At 59.5% G+C, this 20,256-nt stretch carries 18 protein-coding genes; 6 read left to right on the top strand and 12 right to left on the bottom strand.

Annotation, left to right across the window (positions count from 1 at the left end; all coding sequences use genetic code 11):
* Positions 1 to 135 precede the first annotated feature (135 nt).
* Positions 136 to 1,422, bottom strand: a complete 1,287-nt coding sequence (gene tyrS, locus ABRP64_RS08190; RefSeq protein ID WP_349866082.1) for a tyrosine--tRNA ligase — start codon at positions 1,420 to 1,422, stop codon at positions 136 to 138.
* Between the two features lie 70 nt (positions 1,423 to 1,492).
* Positions 1,493 to 1,684 carry a Trm112 family protein gene (locus tag ABRP64_RS08195; protein ID WP_284850219.1) on the bottom strand — a complete coding sequence of 64 codons (192 nt, stop codon included), beginning with the start codon at positions 1,682 to 1,684 and terminating at the stop codon, positions 1,493 to 1,495.
* A 244-nt stretch (positions 1,685 to 1,928) separates the two neighbouring features.
* On the opposite strand from ABRP64_RS08195, the gene thiC reads away from it, so the two are divergent.
* From thiC to ABRP64_RS08225, 6 genes are read left to right on the top strand one after another with little or no spacing between them, the layout of a single operon-like run.
* Complete coding sequence (thiC, locus tag ABRP64_RS08200; protein WP_284853727.1) at positions 1,929 to 3,860, top strand: phosphomethylpyrimidine synthase ThiC; 1,932 nt, start codon at positions 1,929 to 1,931, stop codon at positions 3,858 to 3,860.
* Positions 3,850 to 4,530, top strand: coding sequence for a thiamine phosphate synthase (locus ABRP64_RS08205; protein WP_284783030.1), 681 nt, complete (start codon positions 3,850 to 3,852; stop codon positions 4,528 to 4,530). Before thiC ends, ABRP64_RS08205 begins: the two co-directional genes overlap by 11 nt.
* Positions 4,523 to 5,659 (top strand): glycine oxidase ThiO, encoded by a 1,137-nt coding sequence (gene thiO / locus ABRP64_RS08210; RefSeq protein WP_284783027.1) that lies wholly within the window; start codon positions 4,523 to 4,525, stop codon positions 5,657 to 5,659. Before ABRP64_RS08205 ends, thiO begins: the two co-directional genes overlap by 8 nt.
* Before the next feature lie 24 nt (positions 5,660 to 5,683).
* Positions 5,684 to 5,887 carry a sulfur carrier protein ThiS gene (thiS, locus tag ABRP64_RS08215; RefSeq protein ID WP_284783025.1) on the top strand — a complete coding sequence of 68 codons (204 nt, stop codon included), beginning with the start codon at positions 5,684 to 5,686 and terminating at the stop codon, positions 5,885 to 5,887.
* A gap of 11 nt (positions 5,888 to 5,898) precedes the next feature.
* A complete protein-coding gene (locus ABRP64_RS08220; RefSeq protein ID WP_284850223.1) occupies positions 5,899 to 6,681 on the top strand; it encodes a thiazole synthase in 783 nt (260 codons plus the stop codon).
* On the top strand, positions 6,681 to 7,844 hold the full coding sequence (locus ABRP64_RS08225; protein WP_349866085.1) for a ThiF family adenylyltransferase: 1,164 nt from the start codon (positions 6,681 to 6,683) through the stop codon (positions 7,842 to 7,844). The genes ABRP64_RS08220 and ABRP64_RS08225 overlap by 1 nt, the downstream gene beginning before the upstream one ends.
* Positions 7,845 to 7,895: 51 nt before the next feature.
* On the opposite strand, the gene argH is transcribed toward ABRP64_RS08225, so the two are convergent.
* The 10 genes from argH to pheS all read right to left on the bottom strand — a co-directional run bounded on the left by argH (position 7,896) and on the right by pheS (position 20,193).
* Positions 7,896 to 9,335: an argininosuccinate lyase gene (argH, locus tag ABRP64_RS08230; protein ID WP_284852336.1), complete on the bottom strand. Its 1,440-nt coding sequence runs from the start codon at positions 9,333 to 9,335 to the stop codon at positions 7,896 to 7,898.
* Between the two features lie 6 nt (positions 9,336 to 9,341).
* Complete coding sequence (locus ABRP64_RS08235) at positions 9,342 to 10,562, bottom strand: argininosuccinate synthase (RefSeq protein ID WP_296090318.1); 1,221 nt, start codon at positions 10,560 to 10,562, stop codon at positions 9,342 to 9,344.
* 78 nt (positions 10,563 to 10,640) lie between these two features.
* Positions 10,641 to 11,123: an arginine repressor gene (locus ABRP64_RS08240; protein WP_284770485.1), complete on the bottom strand. Its 483-nt coding sequence runs from the start codon at positions 11,121 to 11,123 to the stop codon at positions 10,641 to 10,643.
* A gap of 2 nt (positions 11,124 to 11,125) precedes the next feature.
* Positions 11,126 to 12,046: an ornithine carbamoyltransferase gene (gene argF, locus ABRP64_RS08245; protein ID WP_284850226.1), complete on the bottom strand. Its 921-nt coding sequence runs from the start codon at positions 12,044 to 12,046 to the stop codon at positions 11,126 to 11,128.
* Positions 12,043 to 13,221 carry an acetylornithine transaminase gene (locus tag ABRP64_RS08250; protein ID WP_349866087.1) on the bottom strand — a complete coding sequence of 393 codons (1,179 nt, stop codon included), beginning with the start codon at positions 13,219 to 13,221 and terminating at the stop codon, positions 12,043 to 12,045. The genes argF and ABRP64_RS08250 overlap by 4 nt, the downstream gene beginning before the upstream one ends.
* Complete coding sequence (argB, locus tag ABRP64_RS08255; protein ID WP_349866089.1) at positions 13,218 to 14,153, bottom strand: acetylglutamate kinase; 936 nt, start codon at positions 14,151 to 14,153, stop codon at positions 13,218 to 13,220. Before argB ends, ABRP64_RS08250 begins: the two co-directional genes overlap by 4 nt.
* 8 nt (positions 14,154 to 14,161) lie before the next feature.
* Positions 14,162 to 15,331, bottom strand: a complete 1,170-nt coding sequence (argJ, locus tag ABRP64_RS08260) for a bifunctional glutamate N-acetyltransferase/amino-acid acetyltransferase ArgJ (RefSeq protein WP_296090308.1) — start codon at positions 15,329 to 15,331, stop codon at positions 14,162 to 14,164.
* A 28-nt stretch (positions 15,332 to 15,359) separates the two neighbouring features.
* Positions 15,360 to 16,403: an N-acetyl-gamma-glutamyl-phosphate reductase gene (gene argC, locus ABRP64_RS08265; protein WP_349866091.1), complete on the bottom strand. Its 1,044-nt coding sequence runs from the start codon at positions 16,401 to 16,403 to the stop codon at positions 15,360 to 15,362.
* A gap of 203 nt (positions 16,404 to 16,606) precedes the next feature.
* The gene (gene pheT / locus ABRP64_RS08270; RefSeq protein WP_349866093.1) at positions 16,607 to 19,123 is read right to left on the bottom strand and encodes a phenylalanine--tRNA ligase subunit beta; all 2,517 of its coding nucleotides are present in this window, start codon (positions 19,121 to 19,123) and stop codon (positions 16,607 to 16,609) included.
* A gap of 23 nt (positions 19,124 to 19,146) precedes the next feature.
* Positions 19,147 to 20,193 (bottom strand): phenylalanine--tRNA ligase subunit alpha, encoded by a 1,047-nt coding sequence (gene pheS / locus ABRP64_RS08275; protein WP_284770492.1) that lies wholly within the window; start codon positions 20,191 to 20,193, stop codon positions 19,147 to 19,149.
* Positions 20,194 to 20,256 lie beyond the last annotated feature (63 nt).

Consider the following 20,256-nt stretch of genomic DNA (forward strand, 5'->3'; position numbering starts at 1 on the left):
CTCAAAAATAACCAACCGGCTACCTCTCGGCGACTTGGATAAACCTACACCCCACTCCAAGAAACGCACAAATCCCCTGGCAAAAGCGTAAAACCGCAATTACCAAGGGATCAGTTAACAGCTAGGGCGCCATCACTAGGAAGGATTCACAACCCGTGCCCCGGCGAAACGCTTCTTGCCCTTACGCAACACCAGCCAATAGCCATGCAGCAGGTCTTGGGAAGACGGGGACCACTCGATGTCCTCGATGCGCTGGTTATTCACGTACGCGCCACCTTCACCCACAGTGCGGCGCGCGGCACCCTTTGATTTCTCCAATCCCGACTCAACCAACAAGTCCAGGATGGTGGCCCGCGTGCTGACCTCAACCACCTCGGTTTCCTGCAACGCAGAAGACAGCGTGGACTCGTCCAGATCCTGCAGTTCTGCCCTGCCGAACAGTGCCTGGGAAGCCAGCTCCACTGCTTCGGTTGCCTGCGCGCCGTGCACCAAGGTGGTCATCTCCCGCGCCAACACGCGTTGCGCCTCACGCTTGTGGGGTTCCTGCTCTACCTTGCGCTCCAGCTCCGCGATCTCTTCTTGGTTTAGGAAGGTAAACCAACGCAGGTAATCGATAACAACGGCATCACCGGCATTGATGAAGTATTGGTACCAGGAGTACGGGCTGGTCAGCTCTGGATCTAGCCACAGTTTGCCGCCGCCGGTGGATTTGCCAAACTTATTGCCCTCGGCATCTGTCACCAGCGGTACCGTCAGGCCGTGCACCTTCGCACCGTTTACGCGGCGGTTGAGATCCACGCCGGAAACGATGTTGCCCCACTGGTCGCCACCGCCAATCTGCAGTACGCAGTCGTACTCGTTGTGCAGGTGCGCAAAGTCGTTAGCCTGCAGCAGCATGTAGGAAAACTCGGTGTAAGAAATACCGTCGGATTCCAAGCGCCGCTTAACGGTATCGCGGTCCAGCATGGTGTTGAGCGAGAAGTTCTTACCAATGTCGCGCAGGTATTCAATGACGTTGATCTGACTGGTCCAGTCGGCGTTATTGACCATCACTGCCGGGCTTGCAACCTCGCCCGAATCGGTGAAGTCCACGAAAGCCTCAAGTTGAGTCTTGATTGCCTGCATGTTCTCTGCGATCTGCTCTTCCGAGAGCATGGAGCGCTCGCCGACATCGCGCGGGTCACCAATCATTCCCGTCGCTCCACCGGCCAACGCGATTGGACGGTGACCGAATTGCTGAAAACGCTTCAGCATAATCAGCGGCACCAGGTGGCCCGCATGCAGCGAGCTGCCCGTCGGATCGAAACCGCAGTACAAGCTGATCGGGTTCTCTGTGGCTTCCTTCAGCGCCTCCAAGTCCGTGGACTGGTTGATCAGCCCGCGCCATTGCAGTTCGTCGATGATGTTCGTGGTGTTGCTCATACGAAGGTGTTCCCTTTGCTCCCTAATATTTGTTCTTTTTTGGGGTTATTTCTTTGCAGGGCGTGCGGTTCTACTTATCCGCAGCCAATGGGTGGTACTCGCCGGGCCAGTCCGTGGCCTCGTCGACCAGCAGCACCGGGATGCCATCCTGCACTGGATAGGCCTTGTTCAGCCTGGGGTTCACCAAATAGTCACCGTGATCCTCCAGCGGTTGCCTGTCGATGGGGCACACGAGGATCTCTAGGAGCTTCTGATCAATCATGCTGCTTAGTTTAGCCCCTGCCCCGGACATCTCACCGAGTGACTCCCTGGTGTTGCTTGCCGATGCCTCCTCGGTCAACCACCTAGCCCATAACTTCACTCTCGGGTGGTGTGCGTTACAGTGGAAGGTGCAACCGAACACGGGCGCTCGAGGTATCGAGCTGAGATCACGCTGTATGCCCGCGCGAGTACCGCTAGAACCTGCCTGGTTAGAACCAGCGAAGGAAGAATGAGGAGAGTCAACTATGACGGATACGTCTACCCAACACACCCGTACCACCATTCCGAACGACGAGTACGGTGCGGAAATCCACCCGAAGCACAGCTTCGCCCCCATCGAAAAGCAGGTGGAATCCTTCGGCAAGACCTTCACCCTGCAGGTGCCGGAGACCGAGGTGCAGCTGGACGATTCCCCGACCGGCCCGAACGCACCGCAGAAACTCTACCGCACCCGCGGTCCGTGGGCCGAGCCAACCGAAGGCCTAGAGGCCCTGCGCAGTGAGTGGATCGAAGCCCGCGGAGATGTGGAGGCCTACGAGGGGCGTCGTCGCAACTTGCTGGACGACGGTAACCGCGCCCTCAAGCGTGGCGAGGCCAGCGACGAGTGGAAGGGCGTCAGCCGCGAAACGCTGCGGGCCAAGGAAGGAAAGCGCGTAACCCAGATGCACTACGCCCGCCAGGGTGTTATCACCCCGGAGATGGAATACGTCGCACTGCGCGAGCACTGCGACGTAGAAAAGGTGCGCGAGCAGGTTGCCTCCGGTAAAGCGATCATCCCGAACAACATCAACCACCCGGAATCCGAGCCGATGATCATCGGCAATGCCTTCAACACGAAGATCAACGCCAATATCGGTAACTCCGCCGTGACTTCCTCGATCCGCGAAGAGGTAGACAAGCTGCGCTGGGCTACCCGCTGGGGCGCAGATACCGTGATGGATCTATCCACCGGTAACGACATTCACACCACCCGCGAGTGGATCATGCGTAACTCGCCGGTGCCTATCGGTACCGTGCCGATCTACCAGGCGCTCGAAAAGGTCGACGGCGTCGCCGAGGACCTGACCTGGGAAATCTTCCGCGATACTGTGATCGAGCAGTGCGAACAGGGCGTGGACTACATGACGATCCACGCCGGTGTGCGCCTGCCCTTCGTGCCTCTAACCACCAAGCGCGTGACCGGCATCGTCTCCCGCGGCGGTTCCATCATGGCCGGCTGGTGCCTGGCACACCACAAGGAATCCTTCCTCTATGAGAACTTCGACGAGCTGTGCGAGATCTTCGCCAAATACGACGTCGCGTTCTCTCTGGGCGACGGCCTGCGCCCCGGCTCCATCGCCGACGCCAACGACGCAGCCCAGTTCGCCGAGCTAAAGACCATCGGCGAGCTGACCCACCGTGCCTGGGAATACGACGTGCAGGTCATGGTCGAAGGCCCAGGCCACGTGCCGCTAAACATGGTGCAGGTCAACAACGAAAAGGAGCAGGAATGGTGCGGCGGTGCACCGTTCTACACCCTGGGACCGCTGGTCACCGACATTGCTCCCGGTTACGACCACATCACTTCCGCCATCGGTGCAGCCAATATCGCCATGGGTGGTACCGCAATGCTGTGCTACGTCACCCCGAAGGAGCACCTCGGCCTGCCGAATAAGGACGACGTGAAGACCGGCGTGATCACCTACAAGGTCTCGGCGCACGCCGCGGACGTCGCCAAGGGCCACCCCGGCGCCCACGAGTGGGACGATGCGATGAGCAAGGCGCGCTTCGAGTTCCGCTGGCACGACCAGTTCGCCCTATCCCTGGATCCGGATACCGCTCAGTCCTACCACGACGAAACCCTGCCTGCGGAGCCGGCAAAGACCGCCCACTTCTGCTCGATGTGTGGACCCAAGTTCTGCTCCATGCGCATTAGCCAGGACATCCGCGACGCATTCGGCGAGAAGATCGATGAGGCTCTGGCCACCGACCAGGAGCAGTCGCTAGTTAAGGACCTCGGCTTGCCGGGCTTCGGCCGCCAGAGCGTGGACGAAGAGGGTGTCACTAATGCCGAAGGCGAAGAAGAAATGGCCGAGGAGTTCCGCCGCGCGGGTTCCAAGCTGTACCTGAACCGCAGCGAGGCCAAAGAAGTAGCCGAGGACTTGGAAAAGGAAGCAGCCGCGTACAGTGAGCGCTAACCTACTGGACCTGCGGTGCTACCACGTCACGGGCGCACCGCAGGAAAAGGTCGTACAGGTTGCCGCCGCAGCAGCTGCCGGTGGCGCGGGTGTAATTCAAGTTCGCAGCAAGCCCATCAGCGTGCGCGATTTGACTGCCTTGGCCATCGACGTTGCCGCAGCAGTAGAAAAAGCCAATCCGGCAACGCGAGTGCTTATCGATGACCGAGTGGACGTAGCGGCCGCCCTGATGGGCGAACACCACATCCACGGCGTGCACATTGGTCAAGACGACTTGGACCCGCGCCTGGCGCGGCGAATCCTTGGCGAGGATGCGATCATCGGGCTGACTACCGGCACCCTCGAGCTCGTACAGGCTGCTAACGAATACGCCGATGTGATCGACTACATCGGAGCCGGCCCGTTCCGCCCCACGCCCACGAAAAACTCCGGCCGCACCCCGCTGGGGTTGGATGGTTATCCCCCACTCGTGAGTGCATCGGCAGTTCCGGTGGTGGCTATTGGAGACGTGCAGGCCACCGACGCTGAAGCACTGGCCAAAACCGGTGTGGCTGGAGTGGCGATTGTGCGTGCTTTTATGGACTCCGATGATCCAGCTGCGCTGGCAACCACGGTTGTTGATGCCTTCGATCGGGCAAATACGGACCCAGCAAACGGTTCTCATGAATAACGCCGAGCACACCATCATTGGAGCGGGAATCATCGGGCTGACCACCGCATTCGAGCTGCTGGAGGCGGGCGTGGACCCGCAGAAAATCCTAGTGGTAGATCCCCAGCCCATCAGCGGTGCCACATTCGTGGCCGGTGGCATGCTGGCTCCGGTAGCGGAAGTGCAATACAGGCAAGAACCGCTTTATCCGCTAATGATGGCTTCGGGAGAGATGTTCCCTGACCTGCTGGCCAGGTTGGGGGCCAAAACCACCGCACCGACCGGCCACCGCAGCGAATCCACCCTGGTCGTAGGTGCCGACCGCGCCGATGGCGTGCACGTCCGCGAGCTGCTGGCGCTGCAGCAGAAACACGGCATGGATGCCCACGCGCTGCCACTACGGCAAGCCCGAAAGCTAGAACCGGGCCTAAGTCCCCAGCTGGCGGCCGCGGTGGAAATCCCGGGCGATCATCAAATCAACCCGCGCATGTTCAGCGCGTGCCTTTTGGAGTACCTACAGCGGGCCAGGGTTCGATTTATGTCCACTGCAGCAACGCGCATCGACGGGCAAAATGTGCAGCTTGCCGATGCCCGGGTACTCACCGCCGACATGATCTACCTCTGCAACGGGCTGGGGTCCAAGGAGGTGGACGGCTGGTTCGAGGGCGCCAATCCCCTGGCACTTCGCCCGGTGTACGGCGACATGCTGCGGCTGCGGGTACCGGAAGAACTAGTGCACACCAGCGGCGAGCCGCTCACCCGAGTGGTGCGCGCATTCGTGGAGGACCGGCCGGTATATGTCATCCCCCGCACCGATGGCACCATCGCCGTCGGGGCGACCAGCCGCGAAGACAACCGCAAGGGACCCGCCGTAGACGGTGTGTACACACTGCTGCGCGATGCCATCCGGGTGGTTCCTGGGCTGGAGGAATGCGAATTCATCGAAGCGATCGTTGGAGCCCGGCCTGGCACCCCCGATGACCTTCCCTACCTGGGCAAAGTACGCGACGGGCTAGTGGTCTCTACCGGATACTTCCGCCACGGAATCCTGTTGTCCGCCTTCGGGGCTAAGGTAGGTGCCCAGTTGGGGCTAGGTACGTCCCCGGGGTTGGACATCTCGGCCTGCGATCCACTACGCCACGCCCGATAACCATAAAAGAAAGGAAAACTCACCATGGAATACACGGTTAATGGAGAACCCCGCAGCAGCGATAGGCACATCACCGTGACCGCCGTCGTAGAAGCAGAAACTGGCGATGCCGCGCCGAAAGGCGTGGCCGTAGCCGTCAATGGCGATGTCGTTCCAGCCAGCAACTGGTCTTATGAAGTCACCAACGGCGACGTGCTGGATATCCTCACCGCCGTGCAGGGCGGTTAGGAGCTTTAACCATGCTTTCTATTGCGGATAAACAATTCGATTCGCACCTAGTAATGGGAACCGGCGGTGCCAGCAGCCAGGCTATGTTGGAACAGTCCCTGGTTGCCAGCGGTACCGAGCTCACCACGGTGGCCATGCGTCGGCACAGTGCCACAAGCTCCGGTGGGGAATCCATCTTTGAGCTCCTACGACGGTTAAACATTGACGTGCTGCCCAACACTGCTGGGTGCCGCACCGCCCGCGATGCCGTAATCACCGCCAAGCTAGCACGCGAAGCGCTAGGCACCAATTGGGTGAAGGTCGAGGTTATCGCGGATGACCGCACACTTCTGCCGGACGTGGTGGAGCTCGTAGATGCGTGCGAGATGCTGGTTGCCGAAGGATTCGTGGTGTTGGCATATACGAGCGACGATCCGGTCATCGCCAAGCGGCTAGAAGACGTCGGCGTGGATGCGGTGATGCCTTTGGGCTCGCCCATCGGCACAGGCCTAGGCATCCTGAATCCGCACAATATTGAGCTGATCTGTTCGCGTACCCACGTGCCCGTACTGCTGGATGCCGGTGTGGGCACGGCTTCCGATGCTGCACTGGCTATGGAGCTGGGCTGCGACGGCGTTCTCCTCGCCAGCGCTATCAACCGCTGCCAGGATCCCCTGGCAATGGCCACTGCAATGAAATACGCCGTGGAAGGCGGCCGGTTGGCCCGCCAAGCCGGCCGCATTCCAAAGCGACAGCACGCCGTAGCATCGTCATCGTTTGCAGGCTTGGCTAGCTGGGAAGACAAGGTCCTGTAATGAGCCAACTGCCCCGCGAAGAGTTGCACAGGGTTGCCCGCCAAACGCTGTTGCCTGGCTTCGGCATCGCCCAGCAAGAGGCGCTGCACTCCACCCACGTCTTCGTCATCGGCGCTGGTGGTTTGGGCTGTCCCCTGATGCAGCAGCTGGCTGCGGCCGGTGTTGGTGAGATCTCGGTGATCGACGACGACACGGTGGATTTAACCAATATCCACCGCCAGATTCTATTTGGCGCCCACGATGTGGGAAGGCCCAAGGTGGAGGTCGCAGCCGAAAAGCTCCAGCAACTGCAGCCCGGCATCGTGGTGCATGCGATTCGCGACCGACTTACTTCTGACAATGCCGTGGACTACCTCCGTGGGGTGGACATCCTAGTGGATGGTTCCGACACGTTTACCACCAAATTCCTAGCAGCCGATGCCGCGGAAATCACCGGCACCCCGCTGGTATGGGGCTCGGTGCTGCGTTTTCGGGGCGACTGCGCGGTGTGGTGGTCTGGGCCCGGCGCCGAGTCGGGCGTGGGCATGCGCGACCTCTATCCCCTGCAGCCCGACCCCGATTCCGTGCCTGATTGCGCCACCGCCGGCGTGCTGGGTGTGACCACCAGCGTGGTCGCGGGCCTGATGTCCACCGAGCTGATCCAGTTCGCAACGGGCATGAACCGCGAGCGGGTGGGCCTGCTAAGCATCTACAATGCCCTAACCGCCTCCATCGACCACTTCCGCGTGCCCCGCGACCCAGCACGCGAACTAACCACCCAGCTGCAGCATGACTATGGTGGCGCTGCCTGTGCCGTGCCGGAGGCTGCTGATAACGCTGACGAGTTATTCGATAAGCTGCGCGATGGCGCCGCGGCCATCGATGTGCGCGAAATCAGTGAAGCCGTAATTGATGATTTCTTTTTTGACGCCACCGCCAAACATTTCCACTTACCAACCTCCGTGTGGCTGGAAGATCCAGAGGCAGCGCGCTGCCTCCTCGATTCCCTGCAGGCCGAGGGGCTTAGCGAAGCGTGGGTGTACTGCGCCTCCGGCAAGCGCTCGGCCAGCTTCATCTCAGCTTTCGCCGAGGATGCCGAACGGCGCGGCATCACGTTGCACAACGTCGCAGGCGGCATAAAGGGCCAGCCCGCAACGTCTCATGGAATGCCTTCCTCTCATTGATGAGGGCATTTTTATCTTCTAGATAAGCCAGGGACCTTGTCTGTCGCCCTTCTAGTTCTGCGTGCGCACTGGCTTGGTAGCCCACTCACGCGCCGCGGCGGCATGTTCGCGGACGGTTTCGCGCTGTTCAGCAACGCGAACGCCGGCGGTCCCGCCCTTGGTTGTGCGGGAAGCGACCGCACCATCAATGGTCAGGACCGCGCGCACCTCTGGGGTCAGCCGCTTGTCGACGCCCCTAAGTTCCTCGTCAGTGAGATCCACCAGGTCCACTCCCCGCTCTTCGGCGATGCGTACGCACGCGCCGGAAGCTTCGTGTGCTTCGCGGAAAGGTACGCCTTGCCGCACCATCCACTCTGCTAGGTCGGTGGCCAAGGTGAATCCGCGTGGCGCCAACTCGCGCATCCTGTCCTCATTAAAGGACAGGGTGGACACGAGCCCGGTCATCGATGGCAGCAACAAATTGAGCTGCGCCACCGAGTCCACGATGGGTTCTTTGTCCTCTTGCAGGTCGCGGTTATAGGCCAGCGGCTGTGCCTTGAGCGTGGATAGCAACCCAGTGAGATTGCCAATCAGGCGACCAGTCTTGCCGCGGGTAAGTTCCGGGATATCCGGGTTCTTCTTTTGCGGCATGATGGATGAACCCGTAGACCAAGCATCATCCAAGGTGACGTAGCCGTATTCCGGGGTGCACCAGTAGATAATCTCTTCTGCCAGCCGGGACATGTCCACTGCGATCTGCGCCAGCACAAAGGCCGTTTCCGATGCAAAATCGCGAGATGCGGTGCCATCCAGGGAGTTTTCCGCAGCGGAATCAAATCCGAGCTCTGCGGCGATGGCTTCTGGGTCAAGCTGCAGGGAGGAACCTGCGAGCGCACCCGAGCCATACGGGGATACGGCTAGCCGCTTATCCAAGTCCTGCAGGCGCTGAATATCGCGCAGCAGCGGCTGGGCATGGCCCAATAATTCGTGGGCAAGCAAGATGGGCTGCGCGGCCTGGGAGTGCGTCTTGCCCGGCATGATCGCCTCGGGATGCGCGGCGGCTTGATCCGCTAGGGCATCGACAAGCTCGGAGACCTGCAGGGCCGTATCGCGGATGGCATCGCGCACCCACATGCGAAAGAGCGTGGCAACTTGGTCATTGCGGGAACGTCCCGCGCGCAGGCGGCCGCCTACCTCGGGCCCAACGATGTCGATGAGGCCGCGCTCCATGGCGCCGTGCACATCTTCGTCGGTGGGTGCTGGCACAAATTCGCCCGAAGCTACCTTTTCCCCGAGCTCGGTGAGTCCAGAAAGCATGGTGTCTAGGTCGGCATCAGAAAGCAGCCCTGCCTTGTGCAGCACCTTGGCATGCGCCTTCGAGGCGAGTACGTCGTAAGGGGCAAGCACCCAGTCAAAATGGGTGGAAACCGAAAGGGCGAACATCGCCTCGGAAGGGCCGCCGGAGAACCGGCCGCCCCAGAGCGCGCCTTCGTTAGTCTTGTGTGGTTCCATCGGTGCCTATTTTTCTGCGCTGGTGGGGAAACCACCCTCGCGGTCACGCTGGTTGGAAATCTGGGTGGACAAGCCGTGCAACTGGACAAAGCCCTTTGCAGCGGTCTGGTCGAAGGTATCGCCGGTGTCGTAGGTAGCCAAATCGAAGGAATACAGCGACTGTCCGGAGCGGCGGCCGGTGACGGTCGCGGTACCTGCGTGCAGGCTCAGGCGGATATCGCCGGTGACGTTCTCCTGGGACTCCTCGATGAAGGCATCCAGAGAACGCTTGAGCGGCGAGTGCCACAGGCCGTCGTAAACCTCCTCGGACCACCGTGCATCCGTCAGGCGCTTGTAGCGTGCCAGCTCGCGCTCCACGGTGACATCCTCCAGCGCCTCGTGGGCCTGGATGAGCACCATGGCACCCGGTGCCTCGTAGACCTCGCGGGACTTAATGCCCACCAACCGGTCCTCTACCATGTCCAGGCGGCCGATGCCCTGGGCACCAGCACGGCGGTTGACCTCTTCGATGACCTGCAGCGGGGTCAACTTCTTACCATCGACCGCAACCGGAACGCCCTTCTCAAAGGAAATGACGATCTCATCCGGAGCATTGCCCAGACCCGGGTCTTCGGTATATGCGTAGAGATCCTTTGTCGGTGGGTTCCACAGATCCTCCAGGAAGCCGGTTTCTACCGCACGGCCCCACAGGTTCTGGTCGATGGAAAATGGCGAGGCCGCCGATTGCTCAATGGGCAGGTTAATCTCTTCTGCAAAATCGATGGCCTTATCGCGGGTCCATGCATAATCGCGCGCTGGGGCGACGATCTCTAACGATGGATCCTGGGCGCGGAAGGACACCTCAAAGCGCACCTGGTCATTGCCCTTACCGGTACAACCGTGGGAAACGTGCGTTCCACCGTGCTCCTGCGCTGCCTTCACGAGGTGCTTGGTAATAAGCGGGCGGGAAATGGCAGATACCAGCGGGTACTGCTTCATGTACATGCCATTCGCCTTAATGGTGGGCACGCAGTATTGCTCCGCAAACTCATCTTTGGCATCGATAACGATGGACTCCACCGCACCGCAATCGAGCGCGCGCTGGCGTACGGACTCCATATCCTCGCCGCCCTGACCCAAGTCAAGGGAGACGGCGACAACGTCGCCGCCGGTCATCTTTGCCAGGTATGGAATGGCTACCGAGGTATCGAGGCCACCGGAATAGGCCAAGACTACGCGTGCAGACATGCTAAGACTCCTTCAATAATTGAAAAAAATTCGGTTAGATAAATAATATACGAGCGGATGCGAGAATGCCACTATTCTTTAAATCTTCTGCGCCTTCAGCCTTTCCGCCAATTCCGCACCGGTAACCCCCTCGCGTGCCAGCACAAAAATGGTGTCATCACCGGCGATGCACCCCACTACATCGTGCAGGCCCACGCGATCGATAAAGCTGGCGAGGTACTGCGCTGCTCCCGCCGGCGTGCGCAACATCGCGATATTCATCGAAGAATCGTGGGAGACCACCAATTCATCCAACATGCGCCGCAGCTTCTCGCGCGGTCCGCCCACCTGATCTTCGAATTGTTCCAGCTCGCCCGCGACCATATAGTACGAGCGCCCACCGTCTCGCTTGACCTTCTTCGCTCCCAGCTCATCAAGATCCCGCGACAGCGTGGCCTGCGTGATATCGATGCCTTCTGCCAACAAGAGCTCCGATAATTGCACCTGGCTCGTGACGCGATTGCGATCCAAAATTTCCAAGATCTTTGCCTGCCGGGCAGTTCGAGTGCTCGGGGTGCTCATCGCTAGCGGTTCTCCTTATTAATATCGAGCAGCCACACCAGCAGTGCCTTTTGGGCATGCAGGCGGTTTTCCGCCTCATCGAATACTCGGGATTGCGGCCCGTCGATGACCTCTGCGGTCACCTCGTTGCCACGATAGGCCGGCAGGCAGTGCAAGAAAATCGCGTCCTGCTTTGCCTTTGCCATCACATCTTTAGAGACCTGATAGGGCAAAAACGGAGTGCGCCTATCCTGCCCATCGTTTTCCTGGCCCATAGACACCCAGGTATCCGTTATGACTACATCGGCGCCGGCTACTTCCGCAACGTCATCGGTAACCGTGACGTTGCCGCGCTGCCGTGCGCGCTCGACAAATTCGGGACGAGGCTGGAACCCTTCCGGCGAAATGATGGAAATATCCATGCCAGCGGTAGCAAAGCCAAGCATATAAGAATTGGCCATATTATTATTGCCATCCCCAAGGTAGACCGCCTTGCGGCCAGCAAGATCGCCAAAGTTTTCCCGGCAGGTCAGAAGATCGGCCAAGATTTGGCAGGGATGCAGGTCATCGGAAAGAGCATTGACCAACGGAACCGTGGATGTCTCCGCCATCTGTTCCAGGTTGTCGTGGGCATAGGTGCGCCAGACGATTGCCTCCACGTAGCGGGACAAGACCGCGCCCGTATCCTGGTAGGACTCGCCCTTGCCCATCTGTGTGCCCGAAGAATCAACAGTAATGGCGCTGCCGCCCATATGCGCAATTCCGGTTTCAAAAGAAAAGCGGGTGCGCGTAGATGTCTTATCAAAGAGGACGGCTACCGTCTTTGGTCCCTCCAGAGGGCGCCGCGCAAACGGATCGGCCTTGAGCTTAACCGCGAGATCGAGGACTTCTTTTTGTTCCTCCGGGCTGAGGTCATCATCGGCTAAGAAATGGCGCAAGTTCATACTAATTCCTCCACAACGGTGCATAGCTTTTCTAGGGCAATATCAATTTCCTGCTGGGAAATGACCAGTGGCGGGGTAAGGCGCAAGACGTTCTCGCTCGGCGCATTGAGGATAATCCCCTGCTCAAATCCACGCTTGACGGCCTCGCGAGCCACCGGTGCATTTAATACAACACCTAGCATAAGACCGCGGCCGCGCACGTCGCTGACCCCGGAAATCTTCTTGACTTGCTGCGTTAAATCCTCGCCCTTTGCGCAGACCTCATTCAAGAATTTCTCATCGAGGGCATCAAGGACAACATTGGCCGCGGCACACGCCACGGGGTTTCCGCCAAAGGTGGTCCCGTGGGAACCTGGCTGGAACAGATCTTTGGCGCGCCCGCGGGTGATGGTTGCGCCGATGGGCAGTCCGGCGCCCAGCCCCTTGGCCATGGTGATAACATCGGGGGAAATATCTTCGAGCTCGTGGGCAAAGAACTGCCCCGTGCGCCCTGCTCCGGCTTGGACCTCATCGACGATCAGCAAAATGCCGTGTTCATCGCATAAATCAGAAACCGCCCGCATAAACCCGGCAGGGGCAGGAATGACTCCGGTCTCGCCCTGAATAGGCTCGAAGATAATGGCGGCGGTATCCGCGGCATCTTGCTCCACCAACTGGCGCAGGTAGTCGATATCGCCGTAAGGGTAAAATTCCACGCCGCTAGGCAGTGGACGGAATGCCTTTTGCTTATCGGGCTGCCCAGTCATGGCCAAAGAGCCCATCGTGCGCCCGTGAAAACCATGGTGCGCAGCAAGGATACGCCGCCTACCCGTGAGCCGTGCGAGCTTGAATGCCGCCTCGTTAGCCTCTGAGCCGGAGTTGCAGAAAAATACGCGCGCGTCGCTATCGCCTACCCGCTCAATCAGCTTTGCCCCGGCGTCGAGCACGGGTTGGGTGGCAAAAAGATTGGAGGTATGCACAAGGGTGCGGCTTTGCTTGGCAACAGCATCTGCTACCTCCGCATTGCCATAGCCCAAGGAATTCACGGCGATGCCGGCCAGCAGGTCAATGTAGGTTTTCCCATTTTCATCGGTAAGCGTGGACCCCTCCCCGGAGACCAGCCCGAGTGGCGGCTGGCCATAGGTATTGGCCAGCGTTTCTGACCACCGGCCGGTTAATGTTTCTTGCGTGCTCATGCGATATCGTCCTTCCTGAACACTGTGCCTTCGGGATAATCGTGCTTTTCGTAATCATCGGGCAGGACCATCGTTCCAATGCCGCCTGGGGTTAAAAGTTCAAGGAGCACGGAATGTCCTATTCGGCCGTCGATAACGTGCGCGGCGGATACCCCGCCCTGCACGGCATTGAGACAGGATTCCATTTTGGGAATCATGCCGGAGCTCAGGCCGGGAAGCAGTCCGCTAAGCTCATCGCTTTCGATTTTGGAGACTAGGGAGTCTTTATTCGGCCAGTCGGTATAAAGGCCTTCCACGTTGGTCAAGATGACAAGGCGTTCTGCTCCCAGTGCGCTCGCTAGCGCACCCGCGGCGCTGTCGGCGTTGATTTTATACACCTCGCCATCGGCTCCAGGTGCGATGGTTGAGACCACCGGGATACGGCCGGCTTCGATGATGTCCTTGACGGCTGCCGGATTGACCTCCACGATATCGCCCACCATCCCGATATCGGTCGCCTCTCCTTCTACATCCACAAACCGCTTGGTGGCGCGGAAAAGTCCAGCGTCTTCGCCACTTGTACCCACGGCGTAGGGCCCGTGCGAGTTAATGAGATTCACCAATCCGCGGCCGACTTGGCCAAAAAGGACCATCCGCACCACGTCCATGACTTCGGGTGAGGTGACGCGGAAACCGCCCTTAAATTCGCCTTCGATGCCAAGCTTATCCAGCATGGAATTGATCTGCGGGCCGCCGCCGTGGACGACAACGGGCTTTGCTCCGATGGTGCGCAGAAACACCATATCCGCCGCAAAGGCTTCCTTGAGCTCCTCATCCACCATGGCGTTGCCGCCATACTTGACGACGACGATTTTATCGCGGAAGTGTTGCAGCCACGGCAGGGCTTCAGCCAGCACCGTAGCGCGTTCTTGATTATTCAGTCCGGGAAACATTTCTCCTCCTAGGAGCTATACGCCGAGTTAATCTCAACGTAGGAGTAGGACAAGTCCGTGGTGCGGACGAACGCTGTGCCCTGACCGCCGGTGCCGAGATCCACGCGGACATCGATATCCGCCCCGCTCAAGTCCACATCGCGGGCTCCGGACGCGCCCGTCGAGTGCACGCATACCGGCTGGTCATTGAAGTAGACGGAGATATTGTCGGGGTCCATGTCTGCATCTGCCATGCCGACGGCGGCCAGTACCCTGCCCCAGTTGGGATCGGAGCCAAACATGGCGCACTTGAATAAATTATCCCGGCCCAGGGTGCGAGCGGCATTGAGCGCCTGCTCATCAGAGCCCGTGCCTTCGACGGTGATCTTGACGCGCTTTGTCACTCCCTCAGCATCGGCTTGAAGCTGATCCGCAATATCCGCGCAGACCTCTAGGATTGCCTGGTCCAACTCCTCTTCGCTGGGCTGCACGCCGGAGGCCCCAGAAGCCATGACGATCACGGTGTCATTGGTAGAGGTTGAACCGTCCACATCCAAGGTATTAAAAGTCTGTGCGCAGGCCTTTTCCAGCGAGCTTCGCAGGATCGCCGCGTCAGCGACGGCATCAGTAGTAATGCACACCAACATCGTGGCCAGCGAAGGCGCCATCATGCCAACGCCCTTGCCCATAGCGCCCACAGACCACCCATCGCCAGCAAAACCGGATTCCTTGGGAACGGTGTCCGTGGTCATAATGGCTGTGGCGGCGTCATTGCCGTGCTGTGGAGTCGTACCCACGTGGTTTATGACATCCGCGATGCCTGCAAGCGCATTGTCCATAGGTAGCGGCTCACCGATGAGCCCGGTAGAACAAATGGCAATATCCTTCACGGCGATGTCCGTGCTATGAGATAAGGCGTCCACCATGGCGCGCGCATCGGCATCGCCTTGCGCGCCATTGCACGCATTGGCATTGCCGGAGTTGATGACTACGGCACGCAACTGGCCATCCGCTACGGCCTCGCGGGAGACCTTAACGGGGGAAGCCACCACGCGGTTGCGCGTGAACACCGCCGCCGCGTCCGAGCGAGGGCCCTCGTTTACAAGCAAAGCCAAATCCGCTTTTCCGGAGGGCTTGATTCCGGCCTTTACCGCGCCGGCGCTAAATCCGGCGGGTCCTGTGATTCCTGGTGTAGTCATCAAATTCTCCTCTAAGTAATGCGCAGCCCTACGGGGCGACTGCGGCTTGGGGCAATCCCAAAGTTTCTGTCCATCCCAGCGCAAGGTTCATACATTGCACGGCGGCACCGGCGGTACCCTTGCACAAATTGTCTAGCGCCGCGGTGATGATGAGGCGGTGGGAATTTTCATCAACATGGGCTTGGATATGCACCATGTTTGTGCCCACCACGTTCTGGGTTTCCGGTTGCTGGCCTTCTGGCAGCACGAGGCAGAAAGGTTCATCGGCATAGAATTCCTCGAATGCGGTGCGCACCTGCTGCTTGCCGATACCCCCTTTCAACTCCGCCGTAATCGTCGCCAGAATCCCACGGGGCATGGGCGCAAGCACCGGGGTAAAACTCACGGACACCTCATCGTGGGAAAACGGTTGCAGGTTCTGCACGATTTCCGGGGTATGCCGATGGGTGCCGCCTGGTTTATAGGCCTTGACGTTTCCCATGGTCTCTGCGCCCAATTGCGCGACGGAAGCCTTCTTTCCCGCTCCGGAGACGCCGGTAACAGCAATCACGGAAAGGGTGGATTCCACTAGCCCTCGCGCAATAGCGGGCAGTGCCCCCAAGGTAATGGCCGTGGGGAAACATCCGGGCACGGCTACCCGGTTTGTGCCTTTAAGGTTTGACCTGTTTTCCGGGATTTCCGGGATGCCGTACGGCCACTGCCCCGCATAGTTCCCGCCGTAATAGGCTTTCCAATCGCTTTCCTTACGGAGCCGAAAGTCGGCGGCGCAATCGATGATCGTGACCTCATCTCCCAATTGCTCCGCGAGCCGCGACGAGTGTCCATGCGGCAAGCCCAAGAAGACGACGTCGTGTCCTACAAGTTCTTCGGGCGTGGTGTCAGCAATGACGCGATCTGCCAGTTGCGGGAGATGCGGCATAATTTCTGCGACGCGCTGGCCTACTTGGGAATTTCCCGTCAAGGAACCAATACGCAGGTCACCGGAATGATAGGCAGGGTGGGATAGCAGCAGGCGCAGAATCTCTCCACCGGCGTACCCAGTGGCCCCTGCCACTGCTACTGAAATCGTCATACCGGAAACTATAGCAAGAAATACGCTCTACTGTATGTTATTCAGTGAATTGGGTTACTTTTCCAAGGTCAAAGGGCATGAAAGTAATTAGTACGTTGCATGAAAACGCAGAACGGCGAAGACCCAGTGCCCAAGTGACCTATGCGCCACCGGACTCAGGATCTTCGCCTTTTAATGGAAAGGACTGGACTACTGGGTCTGCCCTATGCTCGCATTTCTGCGCCGAATCGCTGCTTGGCCAATTCGGCGGCCGTCGTGCGGTGCTCGTTGACCTCCTCATCGGTCAAGGTACGGTCCGCAGCGCGGAATTGCAGCTGGAAGGCCAAGGACTTCTTGCCTTCGCCCAATTGCTCACCGCGGAAAATATCGAAGAGGTCGACCGACTCGATGAGATCGCCGGCTCCCTCTTCCACCGTGGCGCGCACCTTTTCCGCTGGGATATCTTCATCCACCACCAGTGCGATGTCTTGGTGTAAGGCTGGGAATGCCGACAATACCGGCGCCGGGAAGCGTTCAGTCAGCGGCAAGGCCGTGATATTAAGCTCCATCGCGCACGTGCGCGGCGGCAAGCTGAGCGCCTCAAGAACCTGGGGGTGCAATTCGCCGGCGTAGCCCACGATGTCATCTGTTCCTGCCACCTTGATTGCGGCACACCGGCCTGGGTGCCACGGCAGGTGTTGCGCGGCCTCGACCTCGATATCAAGGCCCGCGGCGCGGGCAACCAGACGTGCGGATTCAATGGCATCCGCATAGGTGTAATCTCGGCCTTCGCCCCACGGGCCCTCGTGTTCCATCTTGCCCGTAGCGACGGTTGCCACGTGCAAGGGCTGCTCCGGAAGCGTGCGCAGGAGTTCTTCCACAACTTCATCGCCAGGGCGCTGGGCCACGGAGGGCATAGGAGACGATTCTGCGCGCTTGAATGCCACCTGCTGGAGGCCATAGAGCGCCAGGTCCTTGCGGCCGCGAGCTACGTTGCGGCCCAAAGCCTCAAGCGTTGCGGGAAGCAAGGTCGTGGCCAAGATGGCTTTGTCAGACTCCAACGGGTTCTGCACTGCCACGGTATTGCGGCGGGCATCGTCAGAGCCAAGGCCCCACACATCAAAGGTGTCGTTCGCGATAAACGGCGTGGGCAAAACCTCGGCATAGCCCGCATATGCCAAACCGTGGCCGATGGCGCGGCGGCGCTTTTGCGCTGGGGTCAAACCGCGACCGCCTGCCGGCGTGGGCAGAACGGTGGGGATATCTTCCAAGCCTTCAAGGCGTAAGACCTCCTCGATGAGGTCAACGTCCATGGAAATATCGGTGCGCCAGGTCGCGGGCGTGACTTTAAGTACCGAATCCGATTCTGCTTCGACGGAGCAACCGACCTCTTCTAGACGGGAGATAACGGTCTCGCGGGAGTACTCCACGCCGGCGTATTCGCTCGGCTTTTCCGCACGCAAACGGATGGCCTGTGGCTGAGTTACCTCACCAACGAGGGTGCGACCCTTTTCAATCGTTCCGCCCGCAATGGAGTGCAACAATGCACACGCTATGTCGAGGGCCACCTCGACGATAGCCGGATCGACGCCGCGCTCAAACCGGCGCGATGCCTCAGAAGAAAGCTTGTGCCGGCGAGAAGTGCGGGCCACGGTAATGGGATCCCAGATTGCGGACTCGAAGTAGACATCGGTGGTCTGGTCAGAAATCTCTGAACTCGTACCGCCCATAACACCGGCTAGGGATTGAATGCCGTTGTCATCACAGATGACCACGTCCTCACCAGCGAGTTCGCGAGTGACGTGATCGAGAGTCTCGAACTTTTCGCCTTCTTGTGCATTGCGAACCGTAAGGTCACCCGCGATTTCATTGGCATCGAAGGCATGCATCGGGGCGCCCAACAGCAACATGACGTAGTTGGTCACATCCGTTGCCACATTGACGCTGCGCTGGCCGGACAGCATGAGTTCGCGTTCCATCCAAAAAGGAGTGCGTGCCTGCGGATCGATGCCGCTTACCTTGCGCACGCCAAATCGCTGCGCCTTGGTTTCCTCGCGCAGATCGATATTGAGAAGCGATCCTTCGGCCGCTGGAACAGCAGAGGTATCGATTCCGGCGACCGCTGGATCGTCGGCGACGTCCTTAAACTCCAGATCAAAGGCGGAGGCGATTTCGCGGCTTAAGCCACGCGTTGATAGTGCGTAGCCGCGGTCTGGGGTGATATTGACGTCAAAATCAGTATCGGACAGGCCGATGACTGGACGGGCATCTTCGCCCACCATGTCCGCGACCTCATCACCGAGCACGATGATGCCGTTTGCCTGCGCGCCAAAGCCCAGCTCCGCAGCGGAGCACATCATGCCGTTGGAGATGTGATCATAAGTTTCGCGCGCAGCGATTTTGAAGCCACCGGGCAACTCTGCGCCCGGCAGGGACACTACGACGTAGTCGTGCAAGCGGAAGTTACGGGCACCGCAGATAATGCCCTGCAATTCACCGGTACCATTGGCCTGACCGACGTTGACCTGGCAGTACCGAATGGGCTTTTTAAACTGCGTGAGCTCCTCAATTTCTACAACCTGGCCAATGACCAACGGGCCAGTAGTCTCAGGGATAGGCTCATATCCTTCGGTTTCAAAGCCCACACGGACGAAACCGGAATCCATATCGGCAGCAGACACGCTCCAGTTCGGATTGGAAGCGCCAAGGATACGGGTAACCCAGTCTTGGGAAATAAGCATGATGTATCTATCCTTTCTGGGTTTTAAGCCTGTACGCCAAAGGGCAGGGTGAATCGGACATCGCCTTCAACCATGTCGCGCATATCGGTCAGTCCATTGCGGAATTGCAGGGTGCGCTCTAGGCCCATGCCGAAGGCAAAACCCGTATATTCTTCCGGATCAACACCTACCGCGCGCAGCACGTTGGGATTGACCATTCCGCAACCGCCCCATTCGATCCAGCCGGCGCCGCCCTTTTTATTGGGGAACCAGACATCTACCTCCGCAGAAGGCTCCGTAAAGGGGAAATAATTAACGCGCATGCGCGTCGTGGTTTCGGGGCCGAAGAGCACCTTGGCCAAGTGCTCGAGCGTTCCGCGCAGATGAGCCATGGTCAGGCCCTTATCCACGGCGAGGCCCTCCACCTGGTGGAATACCGGGGTGTGAGTAGCGTCCAGCTCGTCCGTACGGAAAACGCGCCCCGGGCAGGCGATGTACAGGGGCACATCGCGCTCGAGCATCGTGCGCACCTGAACAGGCGACGTGTGCGTGCGCAGAACCTGCTTGGAGCCTTCCTTGCCCACGTGGAACGTATCCTGCAGGGTGCGCGCTGGGTGATCCGGCTTGAAGTTCAGGGCATCGAAGTTAAAGTACTCTGCTTCGATTTCTGGACCATCGGCGATTTCCCACCCCATGCCAACGAAAATATCGGCGATGCGCTCCGATAAGGAGGTAATGGGGTGCAGTGCACCTGTTTGCGCTCGAGTCGTAGGAATCGTCACGTCGACGGTTTCGGCCTTCAGCTGGGCCTCGCGCGCCTGCTGCTCCAATTCCTCCTTGACCTGCGCAAAACGCTTTTCCATCTTGCCGCGGGCCATATTCACGGCCTTGCCGGCGGATTTGCGCTGATCCTTAGGGATTTGGCCGAGGGATTGGCGGGCTTGCGGGATATACCCGTTATCGCCTAAGTGCTCGCGGCGGGCAGCGGTGAGATCCTCTAGCGTCTCTGCTGCTTCGAAGGCTGCGATAGCCTTATCGGCCGCGGCCCCGAGGGCCTGTTCGGTCAATTCGATCTGCGGTGTATCGGACACGTACTTCGTACCTTCTTCTCGCGCGAAAACTAACGCGTGCAATCTTACTCTGTCACCGGGACA

Source organism: Corynebacterium sp. KPL4015 (assembly GCF_040225725.1).
Classification (GTDB): domain Bacteria; phylum Actinomycetota; class Actinomycetes; order Mycobacteriales; family Mycobacteriaceae; genus Corynebacterium; species Corynebacterium rhinophilum.

Coding starts and splice junctions, on each gene's coding strand:
- tyrS (WP_349866082.1), bottom strand. CDS start 1,422: ATGAGCAACACCACGAACATCATCGACGAACTGCAATGGCGCGGGCTG.
- ABRP64_RS08195 (WP_284850219.1), bottom strand. CDS start 1,684: ATGATTGATCAGAAGCTCCTAGAGATCCTCGTGTGCCCCATCGACAGG.
- thiC (WP_284853727.1), top strand. CDS start 1,929: ATGACGGATACGTCTACCCAACACACCCGTACCACCATTCCGAACGAC.
- thiO (WP_284783027.1), top strand. CDS start 4,523: ATGAATAACGCCGAGCACACCATCATTGGAGCGGGAATCATCGGGCTG.
- thiS (WP_284783025.1), top strand. CDS start 5,684: ATGGAATACACGGTTAATGGAGAACCCCGCAGCAGCGATAGGCACATC.
- ABRP64_RS08220 (WP_284850223.1), top strand. CDS start 5,899: ATGCTTTCTATTGCGGATAAACAATTCGATTCGCACCTAGTAATGGGA.
- ABRP64_RS08225 (WP_349866085.1), top strand. CDS start 6,681: ATGAGCCAACTGCCCCGCGAAGAGTTGCACAGGGTTGCCCGCCAAACG.
- argH (WP_284852336.1), bottom strand. CDS start 9,335: ATGGAACCACACAAGACTAACGAAGGCGCGCTCTGGGGCGGCCGGTTC.
- ABRP64_RS08235 (WP_296090318.1), bottom strand. CDS start 10,562: ATGTCTGCACGCGTAGTCTTGGCCTATTCCGGTGGCCTCGATACCTCG.
- ABRP64_RS08240 (WP_284770485.1), bottom strand. CDS start 11,123: ATGAGCACCCCGAGCACTCGAACTGCCCGGCAGGCAAAGATCTTGGAA.
- argF (WP_284850226.1), bottom strand. CDS start 12,046: ATGAACTTGCGCCATTTCTTAGCCGATGATGACCTCAGCCCGGAGGAA.
- ABRP64_RS08250 (WP_349866087.1), bottom strand. CDS start 13,221: ATGAGCACGCAAGAAACATTAACCGGCCGGTGGTCAGAAACGCTGGCC.
- argB (WP_349866089.1), bottom strand. CDS start 14,153: ATGTTTCCCGGACTGAATAATCAAGAACGCGCTACGGTGCTGGCTGAA.
- argJ (WP_296090308.1), bottom strand. CDS start 15,331: ATGACTACACCAGGAATCACAGGACCCGCCGGATTTAGCGCCGGCGCG.
- argC (WP_349866091.1), bottom strand. CDS start 16,403: ATGACGATTTCAGTAGCAGTGGCAGGGGCCACTGGGTACGCCGGTGGA.
- pheT (WP_349866093.1), bottom strand. CDS start 19,123: ATGCTTATTTCCCAAGACTGGGTTACCCGTATCCTTGGCGCTTCCAAT.